Source organism: Nocardioides epinepheli, assembly GCF_037936805.1.
GTDB lineage: Bacteria > Actinomycetota > Actinomycetes > Propionibacteriales > Nocardioidaceae > Nocardioides.
In genome coordinates this window covers 67,113-91,241 of record NZ_JBBMMC010000011.1, presented here as the reverse complement: position 1 = coordinate 91,241, position 24,129 = coordinate 67,113, and the positions used below count along the sequence as shown (strand labels likewise).

The window sequence follows — 24,129 nt, the reverse complement described above, 5'->3', positions numbered from 1 at the left end:
AACGACTCACCGATCACACGACACCACGGGAGCATGGCAACCATGAAGCGGCAACTGCCGAAGCGACACGACCTGGCCCCGCTGCTGAAGTTCAAGAAGCCGGAGCTCTCGCCGAAGGCGCGGCGCCTCGAGAAGGCGCTCACGATCGAGGACCTGCGCCGGATCGCCAAGCGGCGTACGCCCAAGGCGGCCTTCGACTACACCGACGGCGCGGCCGAGGGGGAGGTCTCGCTGGCGCGGGCGCGACAGGCCTTCGGCGACGTCGAGTTCCACCCGGCGATCCTGCGCGACGTCTCCCACGTCGACACCTCGCGCGAGGTGCTCGGGAAGCGGGTCGCGCTGCCCTTCGGGATCGCGCCCACCGGCTTCACCCGGATGATGCAGGCCGAGGGCGAGATCGCCGGGGCGACGGCGGCCGCCGCGGCGGGCATCCCGTTCTCGCTCTCGACGATGGGCACCACCTCGATCGAGGACGTCGCCGCCGCTGCTCCGGCGTCGTCCGGCGCGCGCAACTGGTTCCAGCTCTACATGTGGAAGGACCGCGACCGCTCGATGGCGCTGGTCGACCGCGCGGCCGCGGCGGGCTACGACACGCTGCTGGTCACCGTCGACGTCCCGGTCGCGGGGGCTCGGCTGCGCGATGTCCGCAATGGCATGACGATCCCGCCGACGCTGACCCCGCGCACCGTCGTCAACGCGATCCCGCGCCCGGCCTGGTGGATCAACTTCCTCACCACCGAGCCGCTCGCGTTCGCCAGCCTCGACTCGTGGTCCGGCACCGTGGCCGACCTGCTGGACACGATGTTCGACCCGACGGTCACCTACGAGGACCTGGAGTGGATCCGCTCGCAGTGGCCCGGCAAGGTCGTGGTCAAGGGCGTGCAGTCGGTGCCCGACGCCGTGCGGCTCGCCGAGAGCGGCGTCGATGCGATCCTGCTGTCCAACCACGGCGGCCGTCAGCTCGACCGGGCGCCCATCCCGTTCCACCTGCTTCCCGAGGTGGTGCGCGCGACCCGGGGCTCCGGCGTCGAGATCCACCTCGACACCGGCATCATGTCGGGTCAGGACGTCGTCGCCGCGCTCGCACACGGCGCGCACTTCACCCTCGTCGGTCGCGCCTACCTCTACGGGCTGATGGCCGGGGGCCGCGACGGCGTCGACCGCACCATCGACATTCTGCGTGGCCAGATCGAGCGCACCATGCGGCTGCTGGGGGTCAGCACGCTCGACGAGCTCCAGCCCGAGCACGTCACCGCGCTGCGGCGGCTGGCGCCGCAACGCCTCGACGACTGAGGTGTCGCGGTGGCGGACGCCGGGTTGAATCGTGCCAGCGCCTGGGCGCCGTCCTCGGACGATCTCGCCATCCTCGGGTTGCTGGCCGAGGGTCACACCGTCGCCTCGGTGGCGCGCCGTACCGGGCTCTCCGAGCGCACCGTGCGTCGTCGGCTGCGGGCGCTGGGCGACGAGCTCGGTGTCGATTCCACCATCGAGACAGTGGTGATCGCGGTTCGAGCCGGCCTGATCTGAGCGTCGGGGGCCGCGCGCGCAGCGGTGGTCGGTATGGCCGGAAGCGGCCACGATCGGACCCTTGTGACGCCGGTCACGGCGGTTCTAGGGTGAGAGCGCGTCTCCGCCTGAATCGTTTCAGGTTCGGGAGCGAGAGGCGCTCGATGCCCCCCTCGCGAAAGGCGTGCCATGACACGCGATCGACGTCCACTGCGTTCCCCTCGACCGGCCCGGCCGCTGGTCGGAGTCCTCGCGCTGGCCCTGGCGCTCACCTTCCAGGCGCCCAGCGCTCACGCCGCCGAACCCGGCGCGAGTCAGGCGGCGGCCGCCGCGCCGGTCTCGGTCTCCGCACTGATGACGAACGGCCGGGTCGACCCGCTCGGCATCCCCGGCGCGGCGCCGAGCCTGTCGTGGTCCTCCGAGTCCGACGCGCGCGGCGTCGTCCAGAGCGCCTATCAGGTGCGGGTCGCGACCTCCGAGGACAGCCTCGGCGGCGCCGATGTCTGGGACAGCGGCAAGGTCACCTCCGACCGGCAGGCCGACGTGCCCTACGGCGGACCCGCGCTGACCTCCGGCACCCGCTACGTGTGGCAGGTCAAGGTGTGGGACGGCGCCGACCAGGCCTCGGAGTGGAGCGAGCCCGCAACGTTCGAGACCGGCCTGCTCGATGGCTCCGACTGGGGCGACGCCGCCTGGATCGGCGCCGACGCCGGCACCGAGCTCGCCCGGTGGACCGACTACACCGCCGACTTCGACTTCACCATCGACAACCTGGTCTTCGCCGCCTACCTCCGCGCTCCCGACCTGGGCAACGGCTACATGTGGCAGCTCAAGGTCGCTAACGGTGTCCCGCAGTTCCGTCCGCACCGCAAGGTGAACGGGGCCTTCACCCTGATCGAGAGCAAGGACATCTCCTCGGTCATCTCCGCCGACGAGCTGGCCCGCGGCGAGCACACGATGAGCGTCACCTTCGCCGGCAGCACGATCACCACGAAGCTCGACGGCACCGTCATCGACACCCGCACCGACACCACCTCGGGCCGCGGCTACGTCGGCCTGCGCTCCAGCCAGGCCACCGAGGGCACCGAGAAGATGACCGTGCACGACGTGCGGGTCACCGCGGCCGACGGCACGACGCTCCTCGACACCGACTTCGCGACCCAGGGCAACCCGTTCAGCGCCGGGACCCTCGTGCCGGGTGGCCTCCAGATCGCCGGCAACACCGACGCACTGTGGGTCTCACCGGACACCCGGATGCCCCTGCTGCGCACCGACTTCGACGCCGCGGCCGGCAAGACCGTCGCGCGGGCGCGGATCTACGCCACCGCGCGCGGCGTCTACGAGCTGGGGCTCAACGGCGACGAGGTGGGCGACGAGCACCTCGCGCCCGGGTGGACCGACTACACCAAGCGCTTCCAGCACCAGACCTACGACGTCACCGACCTGCTCCGGTCGGGTGAGAACTCCTTCACCGCCGAGCTCGCCAACGGCTGGTGGGGCGGCAAGGTCGGCATGTGGGGCCCCGGCGTCTACGGACGCGACCTGTCGCTGCTGGCCCGGCTCCGGATCGACTACACCGACGGCACCTCCCGGTGGGTCGACACCGGCGACGGCTGGCGCACCCGGCGCGGCCCCTACGCCTTCACCGACAACATCGACGGCGAGACCTACGACGCCCGCTTCGAGATCGCCGGCTGGGACCAGCCCGGCTTCGACGACGCCGCCTGGGCGCCGGTGACCGAGCGCCCGTCGGCGACGTCGAAGGTGGTGCCCCAGCCGGACGAGCCGGTGCGCACCACCGAGGAGATCGCTGTGCGCGAGCGCACCGAGCCCTCGCCCGGCGCATTCGTCTACGACCTCGGCCAGAACATGGTCGGCGTCGCGCGGATGAGGCTCACCGGCCAGGCCGGCGACACCGTGACGATCCGCTACGGCGAGATGCTCAACCCCGACGGCACCCTCTACACCGCGAACCTGCGGGCAGCCAAGGTGACCGACCGCTACACCTTCGCCACCGACGGCACCATCACCTACGAGCCGACCTTCACCCAGCACGGCTTCCGCTACCTGGAGATCACCGGCCTCGACGCCGCACCCGCGACCGGTGATGTGACCGGCGTCGTCTGGGGCTCCGACCTCCCGGCCACCGGCACCCTGAAGACGTCCGACCCGATGCTCAACCAGCTGGCGAGCAACATCTCGTGGGGCCAGCGAGGCAACTTCCTGTCCATCCCCACCGACACCCCGGCTCGCGACGAACGGCTCGGCTGGACCGGAGACATCAACGTCTTCGCCCCCACAGCGAGCTATCTGCGCAACACCAGCCCGTTCCTCACCAAGTGGATGACCGACTTGACCGACTCCGCCCTCCCCGACGGCGACCTGCCCGGCATCGCGCCGGTGCCGCCGGGCATCGACCTCGGCAGCGGGCTCGGCTGGTCCGACGCCATGATCACCGTGCCCTACGCCGTCTGGCTCGCCCGCGGCGACACCGCGATCGTCCGCGACAACTACGCGGCCATGCAGCGGTTCTTCCAGTTCACCGTCGACGGCGCCGGGCCCGACCTGATCGACACCGCCCGCGGCAACTGGGACGACTGGCTGAACCTCGACGACCCGACGCCGACCAGTGTCCTCGGCACCGCCTACTTCGCCGAGAACGCCCGGATGCTGTCGGAGATGGCGAAGGCCCTCGGCAAGGACGCCGACGCCGCCGAGTACGCGGGTCTGTCCGGCGACATCCGTGCGGCGTTCACCGACACCCTCGTCCAGGCAGACGGGACCGTCGTCGGCAACAGCCAGACCGCCTACGCGATGGCGCTGGGCATGAACCTCGTCGACGACCCGGCCCTGCGCGACAAGGTCGCCGCCCGGTTCGTCGCGAAGCTGGCCAGCAAGAACAACCACCTCAGCACCGGCTTCCTCGGCACGCCGTGGCTGCTGCCCGCGCTGAGCAGCATCGGCCGTGACGACCTCGCCTACACCCTGCTCATGCACAAGGACTACCCGTCGTGGGGCTACGAGGTCGAGAACGGCGCCACCACCATGTGGGAGCGGTGGGACTCCATCAAGCCGGACGGCTCCTTCGGTGACGTCGGCATGAACTCCTTCAACCACTACGCCTACGGCGCCGTCGGCGACTGGATGTACCAGAACATCGGCGCGATCAAGCCGATCGAGGCCGGCTACAAGGTCAGCCGGATCGAGCCGAACGTCGGCGGCGGCCTGACCCACGGCCAGGGCTCCTTCGACTCGCCGTACGGCACGATCGCCACCGAGTGGAACCTCGACGGCGACGACCTCACGCTGGCCGCCGACGTCCCGGTGAACACCACCGCGCAGGTCGTGCTGCCCGCCGAGAACGGCTACGCGGTGCTCGAGAGCGGCGGTCTGCTGAGCGACGCCGACGGTGTGCTCGACGTCGTCGACGACGGTGATACGGTCACGATCACGGTCGGCTCGGGGTCCTACGACTTCGCGGTCGTGGGCAGCAACGCGCTCCTCGGGGCGATCCTCGAGGACATCGGGATGCTCCGGACCCACGTCGCGGACCTGACGGCGTCCGGCGACCTGGCGGCGGAGGACGGCGACCACGTCGACGGCGTCCTGGAGAAGGTCCACGGCGATGTGAGCACCGCTCTCCTCGCCGGAGTGGACGGCGACGACAAGGCCGCGACCGCGGCCCTGGAGTCCGCCCTCGCGAGCATCCGCGACCTGCGCGCCTGGCTCGCCGACTCGGCGGTCGACGCGCCTGTGCGTGGAGACCTCGACGCCAGTCTCGCCGCCATCGAGGCCAAGCTGGTTCGCGCGCTCACCTCGGCGATGGGAGTCACGGTCACCCTGCCTCCGATCTCCGGCCCCGTGCTCGCCGGCGACACGGCCGTCGGGACGGTTGAGATCACCAACGACGGCGACGTCCCGCTTACCGGGATCGATGGCACCGTCGAGGTCGAGGGGATCGGGTCCGCCGACGTCGACAGCGGCCCCGTCGCGGCGGGCGCCTCGGCGCAGCTGCCGGTGTCGATCGAGGTGCCGGCCGGCCAGGCGCCGGGCGGCTACGACGCGACGCTGAAGCTCGACTACACAGCCGGTGACAAGGACTTCACCTTCACCGACACGACTCCCGACTGGGTCAACGTCACCTCCGGGCTCGAGATCGGCACGCCGGCCCTGGCTCTCGACGGCGCCGACCCCAGCGAGCACGCGACGCTCACCGTGCCGGTGCGCAATGCCGGCACCGCCGACGTCCGTGTGCACGCCGCGGTGAGCCTGCCCGACGGCTGGGCCGCCGTCCCGTCGCGCGACACGCTGGTGCCGGCCGGTGAGAGCACCGATCTCACGGTGGCCGTCGTCGTCCCGCTCGACGTGGTCGGCGGCCCGGTCCCCGTCACCGTCGACCTGGTGCGCGGAGCGGACGAGCTCGCCTCGTCGGAAGCGAGCGTGACCCTCGACCTGCCGACACCACCCGAGGCAACGGTCCTCGACCACGTCGACTTCGGCGACGCGGCGTCCGAGAAGGCGCACGGCATCATGGCTGCGCCCAGTAGCGGCACCAACGTCGAGGCCGGCCTGACCCGCCGCTACGCCCACTCGGCCTACCCGGGCGCGTGGTACTCCGCGACCGTGGACGTGCCGGCCGGGCAGCCGTTCGTGCTGCGCAACATCGAGACCTTCGACGGTGCGCGCACGAAGAAGTACCACGTGTACGTCGACGACGTGCAGGTCCGCACCCAGCTGGTCCCGCGCGCCGCGAGCGGGGCGGGAACCGTCACCTACGACGCGCTGATCGACGATCCCGCCGTGCTCGACAACGACGGCAACGTGCGGATCAAGTTCGAGTATCCGACCGACGCCGCCGGGTTCTTCGATCCCTCGATCGCCGATCTCTGGGTCCTCGGCGTGCCCGCCGACACCCAGGCGCCGGACGTCTCTGCGGTGGTGGCGAGCGGCCGGGCCGGCGACAACGGCTGGTACCGCTCCGGCGTCACGGTGGCGGTTCGCGCGGCGGACAACCGCGACGCGGCACCGCTGGTGCAGGTCGGAGATGCCGGCGGTGCCGGCTGGCAGGCCTACGTCGCTCCGGTGGCGGTGACCGGCGAGGGCCGGCACGCGCTGTCCTACCGGGCCACCGACGCCTCCGGGAACCGGTCACCTGTCGGCGAGCTCGAGGTGGGGATCGACGCCACGGCGCCGGTCACCGAGATCGCGGTCAAGCGGGGCGGCGGCGCCGAGGCGGCCGACCGGGCCACGGTGACGTTGAGTGCGAGCGATGCTCTCAGTGGAGTCGCCACCACTCGCTACCGCATCGACGGCGGCGACTGGATGACCAGCGACGGCGCGCCGATCGCGGTGCGTGGCTTCGGCGAGCACCTGGTGGAGTTCGCCTCGACCGACGTCGCCGGGAACGCCGAGACGATGCGGCAGGCCACCATCACGCTCGCCGACGTCGACGAGGTCGCGCCGGTCCTGCTGCCGCAGATCACCGGCGCCGCGATGGTCGGGCGCACCCTGTCGTCCACCACCGGCACCTGGAACACCACCGGACTGGGCTTCACCCGCCAGTGGCTGCGCAACGGGAGCCCGATCGCCGGGGCGACTCGGGCCACGTACACGCCCTCCGCCGCCGACGTCGGCAAGCGGATCTCGGTCCGGGTGACCGCCACCAAGGCCGGACTCGCGCCGGGCACAGCGGTGTCGGCATCGACGGCGCCGGTCGCGAAGGCGACCGCCACCGTGTCGGTGGCGGTCAGCCGCACCCAGGTGAAGGCCGGCAAGAAGGTCACGGTGCGGTCGACGGTCAAGGCCACCGGTGCCACCGCGACCGGGAAGGTGCGCTTCCTGGTCGACGGCAAGGTGGTCGGCACGGCCACGCTCAAGGGCTCGAAGGCCTCGACCAAGGTCGTGGTCGCCAAGGGCCGCCACCGGGTGACCGTCCGCTACCTCGGCTCGCCGAGTGTCGCGGCGGCGACCTCCGCCCCCGCCACCGTGCGCGGTACCTGACCCCGTCTACGCCGAGTCGGCGTTTGTGTTCGACGCAAGCGCCGACTCGGCGAAGCGTGCGCGGGCGGCCGCGACCTGTGGGGCGAGCCGGACGACCTCCTCGATGAAGACGCCGAGGGCCGCCACGACCTCTCCTCCGAGATCGGTGAGCAGGTACTGCCGACGGGAGGCTCCCGGGGTCACCGGCGCGGTGGTGACCAGGCCGTCGCGCAGGAAGCGGTGCAGTGTCTGCGACAGCATGCGGTCGTTGATGCCCTCCACGACCTGCTTGAGCTCGCCGTAGCGACACGGCCCAGGGCGCAGGGCGGTGAGGACCGCCATCGGCCACGGGCCGCCCACGGTCTCCAGGGCGGCCCGGATGCTGCCGGCGCCGGCGCAGATGTCGGCGACGGTGATGTAGCCCGGCTCGTGATCGTCCATGGCTTCAGCGTGAACGCCAGTTGCTCTGGAATCAAGAGTGAAGTCCCGTTGTTGAGACGGGTGACCAACCACTCAACGACGGGAGTTCAGCTGATGAGCAGCACCATTCACGAGTCCCAGGCCACCTCCGGCCGGGTCGTCGAGCTCGGCCGTCCCTGGCGCGGCGTCGGGCCCTTCCTCTTCGCCAGCCACCACCTCGACGCCTACCCGCAGGGCAATGGCGCGATGGGACCGGACGCCGATCTCAGCGACCGTCCGCTCGGCCAGGACATGCGCAACCCCTCGGGCTGGAGCATGTACCACGGCACCGAGGTGCCCGGCTTCCCCGCGCACCCGCACCGCGGCTTCGAGACGATCACGATCGTCCGGAAGGGCTACGTCGACCACGCCGACTCCACGGGCGCCTCGGCCCGCTACGGTCCCGGCGACGTCCAGTGGGTCACGGCCGGGCGCGGCGTGAGCCACTCCGAGATGTTCCCCCTGGTCCGCGACGATGCGCCGAACCCGTTCGAGATCTACCAGATCTGGCTCAACCTGCCGGCCCTCAGCAAGGGAGCCGCGCCCGAGTTCACGATGCAGTGGGCCGAGGACATCCCGGTGGTCGAGAGCGGGGGAGCGCGGGTCCACGTGATCGCCGGCTCGTACGGCGGCGCGGCCGCCCTCGATGCGCCGCGGGCGTCCTGGGCTGCTGACGCGGCCTCGGACACCGCGGTGTGGCTGATCGACCTGGAGCCGGGCGCCAGCGTCGAGCTGCCGGCCGCGACTCTCCCCGAGGCCGTGCGCATGGTCTACGTGCACGGTGAGGGCGGCGTCGAGATCGACGGCGAGCAGGTGCCGACCGGTTTCGGCTACGAGCAGGACGACGTCGCGCCGGTCACCGTCACCGCCGGCGACCGCCCCGCGGTGCTGCTGGTGCTCCAGTCGGTCGACCTCGGTGAGCCGATCGCCCAGTACGGCCCGTTCGTGATGAACACCGAGGCCGAGATCCGGCAGGCCTTCCTCGACTACCAGCGCACCGAGTTCGGTGGCTGGGAGTGGGACAGCACCGCGCCGGTGCACCCCAAGGACGAGACCCGCTTCGCCCGCCACGGCGACGGCCGCCTCGAACGCCCCGGCGCCTGACCCAAAAAGCCGCCGAGTCGGCGTTTGTGCTTAACACAAACGCCGACTCGGCGATTTCGGACCGGCCTCAGCAGGCTCAGTGCACCGGCTCGCGCTCGCGCACGAGGTCGGCGTCCGGGTCGTCGTCGCCGTGCAGGCCGGACATGTGGGCCCGGTCGAGCTTCTCGCCCTCGACGTCGACATTGGGCAGGATCTTGTCGAGCCAGGCCGGCAGGTACCAGGCCTTCTCGCCGAGCAGGTACATCAGCGCCGGGATCAGCACCATCCGCACCACGAAGGCATCGAAGATCACGGCCACGGCCAGGGCGAAGCCCATCGACTTGATGATCGCGTCGTCCTCGAGGATGAACCCGGAGAACACCGCGGTCATGATCACCGCTGCGGCGGCGACCACGCGGGCCGAGCTGCGGAAGCCGTCGACCACGGCCTCGCGGGTGGAGGCGCCGTGCACGTGGGCCTCGCGCATCCGGGTGACCAGGAAGACCTGGTAGTCCATAGCGAGCCCGAACACCACGCCGATCAGGAAGATCGGCATGAAGCTGACGATCGGCTGGCCCTCCATGATCCCGAAGGTGCCCTCCTGGAAGATCAGGACGGTGAACCCGAGGGTCGCAAGGACCGAGAGCAGGAACCCGAACGTCGCGGTGAGCGGCACCAGCAGCGAGCGGAACACGATCATCAGCAGGATGAACGCCAGGCCGACGACGACGGCGAGGTAGGGCACCAGTGCCCCGTTGAGCCGGTCGGACACGTCGGTCGTGATCGCGGTGAGCCCGGTGATGCCGATGTCGGTGTCGGTCTTCGCCTCGATGTCGCCCTCGCCGCCGCGCAGCGCCTCGAGGAGGTCCTTGGTCTGCGGCTCGTCCGGGCCGTACTCCGGCAGCAGGAGGATCTGCGTCCCGGGGGCGGCCGCGGCGGCGGCGGGGTCGCCCTCGGCCGGGGCGGTCAGGGCCGCGAGGTCGACGGCGCCGGCGACGCCGTCCTGGGACGCGGCCCAGTCGACGATCTCCTGTGTCGTGGCGGCGCGCTCGGCCTCGGGTACCTCGCGCAGGTCGACCACGAGCTGGAAGGGAGCCTCGCGACCGGGGCCGAAGCCCTCGGTGAGCAGGTCGCTGGCCTTGCGCTGGGTCGTGGACGGCGAGGCGGTGCTGTCGGTCGGGAAGGCGAGGAAGAGGTCCTTCAGCGGGATGGCCAGGGCGCCGAGGCCGACCACGACCAGCAGGACCGCGACGACCGGCTTCTTGCCGACGAAGCGGGCCCAGCGCACGCCGTTGTTCAGCACGCGGCCCTTCTCGTCGCGCTTGGGCCGGTACTTGCGCACCTGGCCGCCGAAGGCCTTGGACTTCAGCATGCCCAGGATCGCCGGCAGCAGGGTGAGGGCCACGAGCACCGCGAGGAAGACGGTCGCCGCGGCGGCGATGCCCATCGTGGTGAGGAACGGGATGCGCACGACGGCGAGTGCGGCGAGCGCGATGAGCACGGTGAGGCCTGCGAACACCACTGCCGAGCCGGACGTGCCGACGGCGACGCCGACCGCCTCCTCGCGGTCCTCGGTGTGCTCCAGCTCGGACCGGTACCGCGCCAGGATGAACAGCGAGTAGTCGATGCCGACCGCCAGTCCGATCATCGTCGCCAGGATCGGGGCGCTCGATCCGACGTCCATGAACGCGGTCGAGGCGGTGATGCCGGCCATGCCGAGCCCGACGCCGACGATCGCGGAGACGATCGGCAGGCCGGCCGCGACGAGAGAGCCGAAGGTGAGTACGAGGATGATGAGCGCCAGGCCGATGCCGATGAGCTCCGCGGATCCGCCCGGCGGCGCGAACTCGCCCATGCCCTGGCCGTTGGCCTCGACGGTGAGGCCGGAGTCGCGGGCCTCGGCCATGAGGTCCTTGACCTGCTCCTGCGTCGCGGGCTTCACGTCGGTGACGGTGTCGACGTCGAAGGCGAAGGTGATGACGCCGATCCGGCCGTCCTGGGAGATCGGGGCCATCGCGGCCGCGGCGCCGGCGGCGGCGTCATCCTGCTGGCCGCCCTGCTGGGCGCCTTGCTGGGCCTCGGCGGCCGCGGCGGCCGCAGCCACCGGGTCGACCACCGTCTCGGGGGCGGGCATCTGGTCCACGCCGCGCAGGTCCTCGACCAGGGCGGCGACGTCGTCGGCGTAGTCGGAGAGCTGCTCGCCCTCCGGGGCCGCCACGACGACGTTGACCGTCGCCTGGTCGAACGCGTCGACGCTGTCGGGGAAGAGCTCGGCCTGGAGGTCGGCGGCCTCCTCCGAGGGGATGCCCGGGATGGTGAAGGCGTCGGTCGTCGGCTTCGAGAGGGTGGCGGCGACGCCGCCCACCACCACGAAGACGGCGAGCCAGGCCGCGAGGAAGAGCGGCCAGCGACGGTAGGCCGTCTTGCCGAGCCGGTAGAGATAGGTGGCCATGGTAGTGGTGTCTCCTGTGTATGGGTGGAGGGGTCTGAGGTCAGCTGCCGAGCAGCCGGGCGGCAGCGGCGAGGCTGTGATCGAAGTGGTCGAAGAACTGGCGTCCGCTGGTGTCGTTCAAGAAGGCGTCGAGCGAGACGTCGAGAAGGCCGGCGAGCACAGCCACGGCGATCTGCGCGTCAGCGCGGGGGAAGCCGTCCCCCTCGCGGGCGACGATGTGGTCGATCACCTCGGCGCACACCGCCTCGTAGCGATCGTGGACCGCGCCGAGCAGCCGCGGATTGCCGCGCAGGACCCGTCGGGCCTGGGCGATCCGGGTGCGGTCGTCGACCTTCTCGCCGAGGATCGGGATCACCAGCTCGCGCAGGTCGAGCATGAGGTCGTGGTGCGGTCCGCCGGCGCGGAAGGTCTCGACATCAGCCGCGTCGAGGCCTTTCCAGTGTCCGAGGACGGCGTCGACCTTGCCGGGGAAGTAGTTGAACAGGGTGCGTCGCGAGACCCCGGCGGCCTCGGCGAGGTCCTCCATGGTGAAGCCGTCGAGCCCGTGCTCGTCGGCGAGCCGGAGGGCGCAGCGGTTGATCCGCCGTGAGGTCGCCTCACGGCCCGTTGCACTCTTGGTCACGGAGTGCAGTCTGCACTATCGATGGTGAGAGTGCATAACCGACGCGATGTGATCCCGGCTACGCCGACGAGTGGCCCGCGGCCGGATACACCCGCGCGTCGAGCGGACGGTCGGAGTAGGCCAGGCGAAGGATGTCGTCGGCCGAGCCCTCGCGCAGCCCTTGGTCGACCAGGCCGACCTTGGCCGCCACAGCTCGGGACGCGGTGTTGTCCGCGTCGATCCAGGCGATGCATGGGCGTTCGGGAGCCATGATCCGGGCGGCGGTGAGCGCTGCCCCGGCCAGCTCGCTCGCGTAGCCGTTGCCCTGGTGCGGGACCGCGATCCGGTAGTTCAGGTTCCAGTGCCCGCGCGGGTGCACCTGGACGCCGCCCGATCCGACGACCTCTCCGCTCCCGGTGAGCTCGATCGTCCAGTAGCTCAGGCCGTCGCGCGCCCATCGAGCCGCCGCGCGTTCCACGTACGCCCGGGTCTGCGCGAGGGAGTCGTGCCGCGCCTCGGGGTGGTGGGCCCACATGCGTGCGTCGGAGAGCATCGGCCACAGTGCGTCGACGTCGGCGAGGTCCATCGGGCGCAGCGTCAGTCGCGCGGTCGTCTCCGGGAGGCTGGTCGCGGGGGGCACGCCTCAGTATCGCTCATGCGGGTCGCGTCGATCAGGAGGTCGGCGGTGCGGGCCAGATGACCGCGCATCGCCCGTTCCGCGCGCTCCGGCTCTCCTGCGAGGACCGCATCCACGATCGGCGCGTGCTCGGCGAGGACGTCGGCAAGGGTGCGGCCGGTCGCGGTCGTGGGCGGCCCCAGAAGGGCCGTGGTCGAGCGCAGCTGCTCGATGATCGTCGCGGCGCGCCGGTTCCCCGCGCCGACGAGCAGCGCGTGGTGGAGCGCGCGGTCGGCCGACCAGAAGGCCGGCTCGTCGCCGGCCCTCGCCGCCGCCCTCATCGACGCCAGGTGGGCCGCGGCGTCCGGACAGCCCACGCGGGCGGCTCTCGCGGCGGCCGCCGGCTCGAGGGCGAGCCGGATCTCGAAGATCTCCTCGATGTCGGCGGCGCTCGGCAGCACCACCCGGAACCCCCGGTTGCGCACGATCTCGACCAGGCCGGCGTCCGCGAGGCGCACCATGGCCTCGCGCACCGGGCTCCGCGACACCCCGAGCAGCTCGGCCAGCTGGTAGACCGAGTACGTCGCCTCCGGGGTCAGCTCGCCCCGCTGGATGCCGTCGCGCACGGCGGCGACCACCGCGTCGGTGAGCGATGCGGCGTCGGCTGGCAGGACCAGGTCGGGCACGAGTAACATGTTACTCATGAGCGAGTCGGCCGCCGTCCTCGAACGCGCCGAGGGAGCCGACGTCGTCGGGGCCTTGCGCCGCGAAGGCCTGGAGGCCCATGACGACGCCGGCACCAAGGCGATGTACTCCTCCGACGCCTCGCTGTACCGCATCCCGCCCCTGGTCGTCGTGCGCCCGCGCGACGCCGACGAGGTGGCCGCGGCGCTCACGATCGCCCGCGAGACCGGGACGCCGCTGACGTCGCGCGGCGCCGGCACCTCGGTGGCGGGCAACGCCGTGGGTCGCGGGATCGTGCTCGACTTCTCCCGGCACCTCAACCGGGTGCTGGCGATCGACCCCGAGGCGCGAACCGCCGTCGTCGAGCCGGGCACCGTGCACGCGGTGCTCCAGAAGCAGGCGATGGCGCACGGCGTCCGGTTCGGTCCCGACCCCTCGACCCACCCGCGCTGCACGATCGGCGGGATGATCGGCAACAACGCGTGCGGCTCGCGCTCCCTGGCCTACGGCCGCACCAGCGACAACGTCGCCGGGCTGCGTCTGCTCACCGCCGACGGCGGCACCCTCGAGACCGGGTACGACGCCGCGGGCGTGCCGTGGGTGCACGGCGGCGAGACGGTCCTGGCCAGCGCTCGGGAGGTGATGGGTCTCCACCTCGCGACCGCGCGCACCGAGTTCGACCGCTTCGGCCGCCAGGTGTCCGGGTACGCCGCTCACCACCTGCTGCCCGAGCGGTTCGACCTCACCCAGGCCCTCGTGGGGTCCGAGGGCACGCTCGGCGTGATCACCGAGGCCACCGTGCGACTGGTCGTCGACGCCCCGATCCGCGTGGTCGTGGTGCTCGGCTTCGACGACATCGTGGCGGCCGGCGAGGCCGCGCCCGCCGTCGTCGCGCACGGGCCGACCTCCTGCGAGGGGCTGGACTCCCGGCTGCTCGCCGTGCTCCGCGCCCGGCGCGGTGACGGCGCGGTCCCACCGCTCCCCGACGGCGCCGCGTGGCTGTTCGTCGAGCTCGCCGGCGACGACCGCGACGAGCTGCTCGACCGCGCGCGCCGGCTGGCGGCGTCCGGGCTCGGCGTCGACAGCCTGGTCGTCGAGGACCCCGCGACGCAGGCGCGGCTCTGGCGCATCCGCGAGGACGGCGCCGGCATGGCCGGCCGCTCGCCCGCCGACCGGCCCGCCTGGCCGGGATGGGAGGACGCCGCCGTCCCGCCCCAGATGCTCGGCTCCTACCTCGCCCGCTTCGACGAGCTGGTCGCCGCCTACGGGATGACCTCCGCGCCGTTCGGCCACTTCGGCGACGGCTGCATGCACGTGCGCCTCGACTACCCGCTCGACCGGCCCGACGGCACCGTGGTCCTTCGCGACTTCCTCACCGACGCCGCCCGCCTGGTGGGCGAGTTCGGCGGCTCGCTGTCGGGCGAGCATGGTGACGGCCGGGCCCGCAGCGAGCTCCTGCCGCACATGTACTCACCCCAGGCGATCGCGATGTTCGCCGGCATCAAGCGGGCCTTCGACCCCGACAACCTGCTCAACCCAGGGGTCCTGGTCGACCCCGACCCGGTCGACGCCGACGTCCGGGTGGCAGGCGTGCCGCCCTTCCGGAGACGGCTGGCGATGGCCTACCCGCACGACGGCGGCGACCTCGCCCAGGCCGTGCACCGCTGCACCGGCGTCGGCAAGTGCCGTGCCGACAACTCCGCCGCCGGGGGAGTGATGTGCCCGTCCTACCTGGCCACCCGCGAGGAGAAGGACTCCACCCGAGGGCGCGCGCGCATCCTCCAGGAGGTCGTGCGCGGCGAGCTCGCGTGGGACGCGCCCGCGGTGCACGACTCGCTCGACCTCTGCCTGTCGTGCAAGGGCTGCGCCTCCGACTGCCCGACCGGCATCGACATGGCCACCTACAAGTCCGAGGCGCTGCACCAGCGCTACCGGCGCCGGCTCCGCCCCCGCTCGCACTACACGCTGGGACGCCTTCCCTTCTGGGCCAAGCTCATAGGCCGGGCGCCCCGCCTGGCGAACCTGATGCCGCGGCTGCCGATCATCGGCCGGCTCGCGCTGTGGCTGGCCGGCGTCGACGGGCGTCGCTCGGTGCCGGCGTTCGCGCGGGTGCCGTTCCGTCGTCGGGACGTCTCCCGCTCGACCGCGGGCACTCCGGTGATCGTGTGGGTCGACTCGTTCAGCGACTCCTTCGATCCCGAGGTCGCCGAGGCCACCTTCCGGGTGCTCGAGGACGCCGGCTACGCGCCCCGGCTCCCGGACGCCGGCCTGTGCTGCGGCCTGACCTGGATCACCACCGGTCAGCTCGACGCGGCCAGGAAGATCCTGGGCCGCACCGTCGCGGCGCTGGCTGCCGAGGCCCGCGCCGGCGTCCCGATCGTGGGGCTGGAGCCCTCGTGCACCGGCGTCCTGCGCAGTGACGCGCTCGAGCTGCTGGCGAACGACGACGCCCGCGTCGTCGCCGACGCCACCCGCACCCTGGCCGAGCTGCTCGCCGAGACCCCCGGCTGGACCCCGCCGGACCTGTCCGGCACCACGCTGGTCGCCCAGCCGCACTGCCACCACCATGCCGTCATGGGCTGGGCGGCCGACGCCGCCCTGCTCGCGTCCACCGGGGCCACGGTCACCCGACTTGCCGGGTGCTGCGGCCTGGCCGGGAACTTCGGCGTCGAGATCGGCCACTACGAGGTGTCGGTGGCGGTCGCCGAGCAGAACCTGCTCCCCGCGCTCGACGCCACCCCCGACGCCCTCGTGCTCGCCGACGGCTTCTCGTGCCGCACCCAGATCGCCGACCTGCGCGAACGTCCCTCCATCCATCTCGCGCAGCTGCTCGACCCCGCCCGGATCGCCGGCGATCGAGAAGGCCCCGCCGCCGGAGGTTGAGCAAGCGAGCGCCAGCGAGCGCCGACGAAACCCCGGCGACCGTCGTTGCCAGCGTTGCCAGCGAGGTCGGTTGCGAGGTTTCGTCGGCGCCGGCGAGTTCGTTCCTCACTCGCCGGCTTGCTCAACCTCCGAGGCTCGTCTCGCCCGACGAAACGCCGAACCCGGCCGACGACGTCGCCGTCGTCGCGGCTCGCTCAGTTGCGAGGTGTCACGATCGCCCACGGCTTGTCCCAGCCGCCCAGCGAGATCTGGCCGGACTCCCACTGCTGACGGCTGACCGTGACGGTCTGTCCACCGCCCGGCTCGTAGAAGGTGAGGTTGCCGTTGGCGTCGGCGCCGGTGACCAGCACGATGTGTCCGGGGTGGATGTTGTTGCCGACGTAGACCGGGACGGTGTGGCCGGCCTGCGTGGCGGCGAGCATCTTGTCGTAGCTCGAGCCGGGGTTCTCCCAGCGCACGTAGTCGACGTCGTACTGCGTGCCCGGGACGCCGGAGCCGCCGGGGGCGGACATCTCGTTGGCGAGCGGCCCGGGAGCCGTGCCGAGCCCCATCGGCCAGGCCGGCTGGAGGTGTCCGTCGCGGTCGTGCCAGGCGTTGGTGCGCTCGTGCATCGCCAGCGCCTCCGCGGCGAAGCGGTCCTGCGCGGTGCCCCCGGTGGTCTGCCCGGTCGTCGGGTCGTAGCCGGTGATCACCTGCATCGCGTACGCCGGGTTGTTGATCATCCGCGACATCACCAGGCTCGAGGAGCCGCACGTGGTGCCGTCGGGCTGCACGGCTTGGGGGCCGCGGAAGTTGGCCGGGTCGAGGGCCGCGCGCTCGGCGGGGGTCATCGCCGCCAGCTGCTGGGTGTAACGGTTGAGCGCGTCTCCGCTCAGTCCCGATGCGCGGGCGCGGTCGATCAGCCTCTGGGTCTGGGGGTCGGGCGCGCCGGCGGGTGCTCCGGAGAACCCGAGGGCGCCGGCCCCTGCCGTGGTCGCGGCCTCGCCGGAGGCCTCGTCCTGAGCCTGCGCCTCGGCCTTGATCAGTCGCGCGATCTCGGCGACGGCGGCAGCCACCGCGTCCAGGTCGGGTCGGTAGGTGCCGTCCCAGGTCGACCGGGTGTCGTCGGCGTCGGTGCCGTACCAGTCGAAGGCGTAGAGCGCCTGCCCGACCGAGGTGGCGATCCGCACGATCTCCTGTGAACCGGACTCCAGCTGCGCGCCCGCGGTGAGCCCGGCCGCGGTGTCCATCCCATGCGTGACCGTCATGCCCTCAGACGGTAGGCGCTTCCCGAGCCCTCCGGGAGCGGAGTTTTCCGGTTGGTTTCGGGCCCAGCGTCAGGCAGCGGGTCAGGCGGGCAGCGCCTCGTCAAGCTCGCCCTCGACGGCGTCCGCGTCGGCGTCCTTGCGGCGCGACTGCGGCACGAGCGCGGTGATCGCGACCCCGACGAACGCCGCCACGGCGCCGACCAGGAAGCACAGCTCGTAGGCGTCGCGGCTCGGCACCCCCATCGCGTTGATCGAGCCCGACAGGATGGAGACCATCACCGCGGCGGCGACGGTGGTGCCGACCGAGCGCATGAGGGCGTTGACGCCGACTGCCGAGCCGGCCTCGTGCTCCGGGGTCGAGTTCAAGATGAGCGTCGGCATCGCGGCGTAGCCGATCCCGACCCCGGCGCAGACCACGGCCGAGGCGATCAGCAGCTGCCAGGGGGCGTTCATGAGGAAGAAGGCCACCAGGTAGCCCGCGCCGAGCACCGATGCGCCGAGCATGAGGGTCCGCTTCGCGCCGACGCCGGTCATCAGCTTGCTGGAGATCGGGGCGAAGGCCATCATCACCAGACCGCCGGGAGCCATCCACAGGCCCGCCTCGAGGACCGACTGGCCCAGGCCGTGACCGGTCGCTTTCGGCAGCTCCAGGAGCTGCGGGACGACGATCGACTGCGCCATCATGCCGAAGCCGATCGCCACCGCGGCGAGGTTCGTCAGCAGCACCGGACGACGCGCGGTGACCCGCAGGTCCACCAGCGGCTCGCTCTGGCGCAGCTCGAACAGACCGAAGAGCACCAGCGCGACGAGCCCGCCGAGGATCGAGGCGAGCGTGCCGGGCGACGTCCAGCCCCACTCGTAGCCCTTCGAGACGCCCACCAGGACGCCGACCAGCCCGACGGCCAGCAGCACGGCACCGCCGACGTCGACCCGTCCGCCCTGGCCGTCGTGGACCTGCGGCACGAGTGTGAGCACGGCGATGGTGAGCACCGCGGCGAGGATCGCCGACATCCAGAAGAGCGCGTGCCAGGAGAAGGTCTGGGCCACCCAGGCGGACAGGGGAAGACCGATGGCGCCGCCGACGCCAAGCGTGGCGCTCACGGCCGCGATGGCGCTGTTGGCCATGTCGGCGGGCACGATCTCGCGGATGAGAGCGATGCTCACCGGGATGAAGCTCATCGCCATGCCTTGCAGTCCGCGCCCGATGAGCATCGGGACCAGGGAGTCGGACAGCGCACACACGATCGAGCCGATCACGAGGATCGCCGCGCTCGCGGTGATCACTCGCGGCTTGCCGAACAGGTCGCCGAGCCGGCCGCCGATCGGCATCACCACCGCGGCGGTGAGCAGCGTGATCGTGACCACCCAGCCCGCATTGGCCACCGACGTCCCGAGCAGTCCGGGCAGCTCGCCCTGGATCGGGATGACGAGGGTCTGGGTGAGCGCCACGCTCATGCCGCCGAAGCACAGGACGACGACGGTCAGGAGCGCGCGCGAATGACGGGAATCCACGAATATGTACCGTACACATACATGCGGCCTCTGCCACAATCCTCCACCGTGACCGACTCCTATCCCGCTGAGCTGGTGGCTCTCGGTGACGAGCTCACCCGGCTCCAGCAGCGCCGGGCCACGGTGCACCCCGGCGCCCGGCTCGAGAACTCGGCGTGGCGCATCCTGCGCCTGCTCGACGACGGGGAGCCCCGCACCCTCCGAGTGCTCGCGACCGAGCTCGAGCTCGAGCAGTCGACCGTCAACCGCCAGGTCAACGCGGCCATCTCCGCCGGCATGCTGGAGCGCTTCGAGGTGGCGGGACGTCGCAGCCTGCTGATCCGGCCCACGACCCGAGGGCGTGAGGCCTTCGACCACGACGCGCGGATCCGCGCCGAGCCCATCCAGGCCGCGATCGACGCGCTCGGCCCTGAGGCCACCGCCGTTCTGGTCGAGGGCCTGCAGGCCCTCAACGACGCGTGGGATCGAGCGATCAGCGAGCGTTCCGAGCGCGGGTGAGTGTCGCCAGCACGGCGGTCGCGTCCCGCTCGTCGTCGGTGACCGTCTCGACGTCGAAGCCCGCTGTCGACAAGAGCGAGGCCGCCGCGACGAGCTGGGCCGGAGCCACCTCGATGACCAGCAGGCCGCCGGGCCCGAGCCAGCGCGCCGCGTGGGCGGCCACCCTGCGGTGCAGGTCGAGGCCGTCGGTGCCCCCGTCGAGCGCGATCCGGTGCTCGTGGTCGCGCGCCTCGGCCGGCATCGCCGCGATCGCCTCGGTCGGCACGTAGGGCGCGTTGGCCACCACGACGTCGATCCGGCCGCGCAGCCGGGCGGGAAGCGCGTCGAACAGGTCGCCCGCGTGCACGCACTCGGGAGGAAGGTTCTGCCGGGCGCACGCCACCGCGGCGGGATCGAGGTCCGCAGCGTGACCCTCGAGATCGGGCCGGCGTGCTGCCAGCGCGACCAGGAGAGCACCGCTTCCACAACACAGGTCGACGGCGACGCCACCCCTGGGTGCTCGTGCCGCCGCGACCTCGACCAGCAGCCGGGTCCGCTGCCGCGGGACGAACACACCGTCGGCGACCACGATCCGCAGCCCGTCGAACTCGGCCCAGCCCAACAGGTGCTCCAGCGGTCGCCCGGCGCTCCGGGCACTCACGAGGCGGCGCAGGTGGGCGTCGTCGTCCGCGGCCTCGACGAGGAGCGTCGCCTCCTGCTCGGCGAACACGCAGCCCGCAGCGCGGAGTCGGCGGACGACGTCGTCGATGGACACCCGCCCATCGTCTCGCGGCGACCGCGTAGGTTCGCTGGCGTGTCTGATGATGCCGGAACGCCGACCGCCTACGCCGTCTCACCCGACTCCGGGGAGCATTGGACGGCCGAGGGTGCGTGGGAGGTGGCCCCGGGGATCCACCGGATCCCGCTCCCGCTTCCGATGGACGGCCTGCGCGCGGTCAACGTCTACGTGATCGAGACCACCGACGACGCCGGCAGCGGCCTGACCCTCATCGACGGCGGCTGGCAGATCGACGTCGCCCGCGACGTCCTGGACCGCAGCCTGCGCTCGATGGGCGCCGGGTTCGGTGACATCCGCCGGTTCCTGGTCACCCACTCCCACCGCGACCACTACACGATGGCCCGCGCGCTCGGCGAGGAGCTCGGCGTCGACGTCGCGCTGGGCCGCGAGGAGGGGCCGGCGGTCGACTTCGTCCGGCAGATGCGCGACGCGCCGCCGGACCCGAATCCGTTCCAGGAGGCCCTGGTCAAGGCCGGCGCCGCGGAGATCGCCTCGCACTGGACCGGTGGCGGTCCCGGTGGCGGGCCCGGGTCCGACCCGCACAGCTGGCTTCCGCCGACGTCCTGGCTCACCGACGACCAGCAGATCGCGATCGGTGCCCGCAACCTCGACGCCGTCCACACGCCCGGGCACACGCCGGGCCACTACGTGTTCGCCGACCGCGCCGCGGGGTTGCTGTTCTCCGGCGACCACGTGCTGCCCACGATCACCCCCTCGATCGGCTTCACCCTGCCACTGCCCGAGCAGCCGCTCGGCGACTTCCTGGCCTCGCTCACGAAGGTCCAGGCGCTGCCCGACCTGGCGCTGCTTCCCGCCCACGGCCCGGTGGCTCCCTCCAGCCACGCCCGGGTCGCCCAGCTCCTGGAGCACCACGACATCCGGCTCGCCGACAGCCTCGCCGCCGTGCCCGAGGACGGCGTGGCCACCGCTCGCGACGTCGCCTCCCGGCTCGGCTGGACTCGGCACCACCACCCCTTCGACACCCTCGACCCCTTCAACGCCGGCATGGCCGTGATGGAGACCCAGGCCCACCTCGCGCTGCTCGTGGCACGGGGGGATCTGGCCACCAGCGAGGTGGACGGCGTCGTCGAGTACCGCAGGGCCGGCGCGGCTTGTTACTGACCGTTGTGACCTCTGACCTGCGCTTACAAGAGCAGGTCAGTACTCACAACGGTCAGTAACAAGCCGAGCGCCCGCACCCCGTCACGGTTCGCGGCGCATCGGCAGGTGCGCGATGCCGTCCTCGAGGAACTCGGGGCCGCTGGCGGTGAAGCCGAAGCCGGCGTACCAGTCAGCGAGCGGCGACTGCGCGTCCAGGACGACGGGCCGGTCGCGGCAGACGCTCAGCGCGGTGTGCATGAGGACGTCGGCGAGACCGCGGCCGCGAGCCGGCCGGGCGAGGACGACGCGGCCGATGCGCCACTCGGCGCCGTCGTCGAGCACCCGCGCGTAGCCGATCAGCTCCTCGTCGTCGAGCAGCAGCACATGGCGGGTGCCCGGCTCGGTATCGCGACCGTCCAGGTCGGGGTAGGGGCACTCCTGCTCGACCACGAAGACCGCCTGGCGCAGGCGGGCGACGTCGTAGAGCCGGGCGGCGCTGAGATCGTCGAAGGACACGGCGGTGCAGTGCGGGCTCATCGCGGGGCCGCCTCCAGGAAGTCGATCGTGTGGCGCCAGGCTCGCGCCGCCTCGGGAATCCCGGGGAGCAGCCCGAAGACGTGCACGAGGCCGGGCGCCTCGAGGTAGGTCAGCGGCCAGTCGACGGCGGCGCCACGGTCGGCGAGGAGCCGGCAGCCGGGCATGAGCAGGTCGCGGGTGCCGCACAGCATCAACGTCGGCGGGAGGCCGCTCAGGTCGCCGAGCGCGGGGGAGACCTCGGGCCGCGCCAGGTCGTCGGGATCTCCGGCCCACCAGCGGGCGAGCACGTCGAGCCGGTCGATGCGCAGCCACGGATCGATCGCGTCGAGCTCGTAGGTCTCCGGCGTGCTGGCGGTCAGGTCGACCCACGGCGCGTGCAGCACCAGCCGGGCCGGCAGGTGGCCGCGCAGATCACGCAACGACATCGTCACCGCGAGCGCCAGCCCGCCGCCGGCCGAGTCGCCGACCACGACGACCCGGTCGCGCCCGGCGGTGCGGCGAGCGAGGTCGTCGACCAGCGCTCGGTGGCTGTCGCGCCAGGTGTGCTCGGGAGCCAGCGGATAGTCGGGCATGACCACGTCGGCGTCGAGCCGGTCGGCCAGCCGCGTCGCGTAGCGCACGTGCGCCGGATCGATCCCGGCGACGTAGGAACCGCCGTGCAGGTAGTAGATCGTCGTGCGGGCCGCGTGCCGGCCGGTGCCTGCGCCGTCGGTGCGGCGCCGGCGGATCGTGTGGATCGGGAACGGCTGCTCGGTCGTGGTGACCTCGTAGCGACGCTCGAAGCCGGGCACCCAGCTGGTCGGCAACGGTCGGCCGGCCGCCTCCAGCTCCGCGTGCTCGCGCTCGAGCCGGGCCCGCTCGGCGTCGGCGTCGAACGGCCCCGCGTCGGCACCGCGAAGCCTCGGGACGACGGCGGCGAGGAGCTGGTGGCGGAGGCTGGGCACGCGCGCAGCCTCCCACGTCGAGGCCGGGGGAGAGCGGCCGGTACTCTGGCCGCACAGACAGGGGAGCACGAGCGCGTGCTGAGAGTGCGGACGATCCGCAGACCCTCCGAACCTGCACCGGTTAGGACCGGCGAAGGGAGTCCAGATGAGGTATGCATACGGACGACGGGCCGGGGCCCTCGCGGCGGCGATCGTCCTGACCACCACCGGCTGCAGTCTGGTCGGAGGTGACGACGACAAGAACGGCGGCACCGACGACGCGAGCAAGGGGCCGAAGGTCGTGCTGGTCACCCACGGCTCGTTCAGCCTGCCCGACGATCTGATCGCCGACTTCGAGGCCGACACCGGCCTCACGCTCGACATCCGCACCAGCGGCGACGCCGGCGAGCTCACCAACAAGCTGGTCCTCACCAAGGACGACCCGATCGGCGACGTCGCGTTCGGCGTCGACAACACCTTCGGCAGCCGCGCGCTGAGCGAGGGTGTGTTCGAGCCGGGCGCGGTGGCCTGGCCCGAGGGCGTCTCCCAGTACGCGCTGCCCGGCGACGAGGAGCACTCCCTGGCGCCGATCGACAACGGCAACGTGTGCGTCAACATCGACGACACGTGGTTCACCGAACACGACGTGGCGCCGCCCACGTCACTCGACGACCTCGCCGACCCGACCTATCGCGGGCTCTTCGTCACCCCGTCCGCGGCCACCAGCAGCCCGGGCCTCGCCTTCCTGCTGGCCACCATCGCCGAGTACGGCGACGACTGGCCCGACTACTGGAAGCGGCTGATGGACAACGACACCTCGATCGCGTCGAGCTGGACCGACGCCTACCAGGTCGACTTCACCCAGGGCGGCGGCGACGGCGACCGGCCGATCGTCGTCTCCTACGACTCCAGCCCGGCCTTCACCGTCGCCGAGGGCAGCGACACCAGCACCACCAGCGCCCTGCTCGACACCTGCTTCCTCCAGGTCGAGTACGCCGGCGTCCTGGCCGGCGCCGAGAACCCCGAGGGCGCCACGAAGGTCGTCGAGTGGCTCCTCAGCCCTGCCGTGCAGGAGGCGCTCCCGGAGAACATGTACGTCTTCCCCACCGTCGACCGCATCGATCTGCCGGCCGAGTGGACCGCGCACGTCGAGCGCCCGGACGCGCCGCTCTCTCTCGACCCTGCCGAGATCGATGCCGAGCGGGAGAACTGGCTGCGGGAGTGGAACGACATCACCACCCGGTGACGCCACGATGAGGAGGAGCCGGAC

The 24,129-nt window shown here is 72.0% G+C and carries 18 protein-coding genes and 1 riboswitch; of the genes, 8 read left to right on the top strand and 10 right to left on the bottom strand.

Annotation, left to right across the window (positions count from 1 at the left end; all coding sequences use genetic code 11):
- Positions 1-42: 42 nt before the first annotated feature.
- The 3 genes from WMR31_RS15600 (at position 43) to WMR31_RS15590 (ending at position 7,506) form a co-directional block, all read left to right on the top strand.
- Complete coding sequence (locus WMR31_RS15600; RefSeq protein WP_340539784.1) at positions 43-1,293, top strand: alpha-hydroxy acid oxidase; 1,251 nt, start codon at positions 43-45, stop codon at positions 1,291-1,293.
- A 24-nt stretch (positions 1,294-1,317) separates the two neighbouring features.
- Entirely contained in the window at positions 1,318-1,527 is a 210-nt protein-coding gene (locus WMR31_RS15595) for a helix-turn-helix domain-containing protein (RefSeq protein ID WP_340539783.1), read from the top strand.
- Positions 1,528-1,695: 168 nt separating this feature from the next.
- A complete protein-coding gene (locus WMR31_RS15590; protein WP_340539782.1) occupies positions 1,696-7,506 on the top strand; it encodes a family 78 glycoside hydrolase catalytic domain in 5,811 nt (1,936 codons plus the stop codon).
- 6 nt (positions 7,507-7,512) lie between these two features.
- Here the strand turns inward: WMR31_RS15590 and WMR31_RS15585 are convergent, their stop codons facing one another.
- A complete protein-coding gene (locus WMR31_RS15585; protein WP_340539781.1) occupies positions 7,513-7,926 on the bottom strand; it encodes a winged helix-turn-helix transcriptional regulator in 414 nt (137 codons plus the stop codon).
- A 93-nt stretch (positions 7,927-8,019) separates the two neighbouring features.
- Here WMR31_RS15585 and WMR31_RS15580 point away from each other — a divergent pair, with 93 nt between their 5' ends.
- Positions 8,020-9,048 (top strand): pirin family protein, encoded by a 1,029-nt coding sequence (locus WMR31_RS15580; protein ID WP_340539780.1) that lies wholly within the window; start codon positions 8,020-8,022, stop codon positions 9,046-9,048.
- Positions 9,049-9,124: 76 nt separating this feature from the next.
- On the opposite strand, the gene WMR31_RS15575 is transcribed toward WMR31_RS15580, so the two are convergent.
- From WMR31_RS15575 to WMR31_RS15560, 4 genes are read right to left on the bottom strand one after another with little or no spacing between them, the layout of a single operon-like run.
- Positions 9,125-11,479 (bottom strand): MMPL family transporter, encoded by a 2,355-nt coding sequence (locus WMR31_RS15575; RefSeq protein WP_340539779.1) that lies wholly within the window; start codon positions 11,477-11,479, stop codon positions 9,125-9,127.
- A gap of 40 nt (positions 11,480-11,519) precedes the next feature.
- Positions 11,520-12,101, bottom strand: coding sequence for a TetR/AcrR family transcriptional regulator (locus WMR31_RS15570; RefSeq protein WP_340539778.1), 582 nt, complete (start codon positions 12,099-12,101; stop codon positions 11,520-11,522).
- 58 nt (positions 12,102-12,159) lie between these two features.
- Positions 12,160-12,666, bottom strand: coding sequence for a GNAT family N-acetyltransferase (locus tag WMR31_RS15565; RefSeq protein ID WP_340539777.1), 507 nt, complete (start codon positions 12,664-12,666; stop codon positions 12,160-12,162).
- Between the two features lie 11 nt (positions 12,667-12,677).
- Positions 12,678-13,382 (bottom strand): GntR family transcriptional regulator, encoded by a 705-nt coding sequence (locus WMR31_RS15560; RefSeq protein ID WP_340539776.1) that lies wholly within the window; start codon positions 13,380-13,382, stop codon positions 12,678-12,680.
- Between the two features lie 16 nt (positions 13,383-13,398).
- Between WMR31_RS15560 and WMR31_RS15555 the strand changes: the two genes are divergently transcribed.
- Complete coding sequence (locus tag WMR31_RS15555) at positions 13,399-16,263, top strand: FAD-binding and (Fe-S)-binding domain-containing protein (RefSeq protein WP_340539775.1); 2,865 nt, start codon at positions 13,399-13,401, stop codon at positions 16,261-16,263.
- A gap of 194 nt (positions 16,264-16,457) precedes the next feature.
- On the opposite strand, the gene WMR31_RS15550 is transcribed toward WMR31_RS15555, so the two are convergent.
- Positions 16,458-17,510 (bottom strand): cysteine peptidase family C39 domain-containing protein, encoded by a 1,053-nt coding sequence (locus WMR31_RS15550; RefSeq protein WP_340539774.1) that lies wholly within the window; start codon positions 17,508-17,510, stop codon positions 16,458-16,460.
- 81 nt (positions 17,511-17,591) lie between these two features.
- Positions 17,592-19,022 (bottom strand): MFS transporter, encoded by a 1,431-nt coding sequence (locus WMR31_RS15545; RefSeq protein WP_340539773.1) that lies wholly within the window; start codon positions 19,020-19,022, stop codon positions 17,592-17,594.
- A gap of 48 nt (positions 19,023-19,070) precedes the next feature.
- Here WMR31_RS15545 and WMR31_RS15540 point away from each other — a divergent pair, with 48 nt between their 5' ends.
- Positions 19,071-19,520, top strand: coding sequence for a MarR family winged helix-turn-helix transcriptional regulator (locus WMR31_RS15540; RefSeq protein ID WP_340539772.1), 450 nt, complete (start codon positions 19,071-19,073; stop codon positions 19,518-19,520).
- On the opposite strand, the gene WMR31_RS15535 is transcribed toward WMR31_RS15540, so the two are convergent.
- Positions 19,495-20,274, bottom strand: coding sequence for a putative protein N(5)-glutamine methyltransferase (locus WMR31_RS15535; protein ID WP_340539771.1), 780 nt, complete (start codon positions 20,272-20,274; stop codon positions 19,495-19,497). The genes WMR31_RS15540 and WMR31_RS15535 overlap by 26 nt on opposite strands.
- 39 nt (positions 20,275-20,313) lie before the next feature.
- On the opposite strand from WMR31_RS15535, the gene WMR31_RS15530 reads away from it, so the two are divergent.
- Complete coding sequence (locus WMR31_RS15530; protein ID WP_340539770.1) at positions 20,314-21,420, top strand: MBL fold metallo-hydrolase; 1,107 nt, start codon at positions 20,314-20,316, stop codon at positions 21,418-21,420.
- Between the two features lie 81 nt (positions 21,421-21,501).
- Here WMR31_RS15530 and WMR31_RS15525 read toward each other — a convergent pair whose 3' ends face one another.
- Together WMR31_RS15525 and WMR31_RS15520 are read right to left on the bottom strand one after the other, a co-directional pair.
- On the bottom strand, positions 21,502-21,936 hold the full coding sequence (locus WMR31_RS15525) for a GNAT family N-acetyltransferase (protein WP_340539769.1): 435 nt from the start codon (positions 21,934-21,936) through the stop codon (positions 21,502-21,504).
- Positions 21,933-22,880 carry an alpha/beta hydrolase gene (locus WMR31_RS15520; protein WP_340539768.1) on the bottom strand — a complete coding sequence of 316 codons (948 nt, stop codon included), beginning with the start codon at positions 22,878-22,880 and terminating at the stop codon, positions 21,933-21,935. Before WMR31_RS15520 ends, WMR31_RS15525 begins: the two co-directional genes overlap by 4 nt.
- A gap of 49 nt (positions 22,881-22,929) precedes the next feature.
- Positions 22,930-23,036, top strand: a riboswitch (TPP riboswitch).
- On the opposite strand from WMR31_RS15520, the gene WMR31_RS15515 reads away from it, so the two are divergent.
- The gene (locus WMR31_RS15515; protein WP_340539767.1) at positions 23,026-24,105 is read left to right on the top strand and encodes a thiamine ABC transporter substrate-binding protein; all 1,080 of its coding nucleotides are present in this window, start codon (positions 23,026-23,028) and stop codon (positions 24,103-24,105) included. Its footprint overlaps the riboswitch before it by 11 nt.
- Positions 24,106-24,129: the final 24 nt, after the last annotated feature.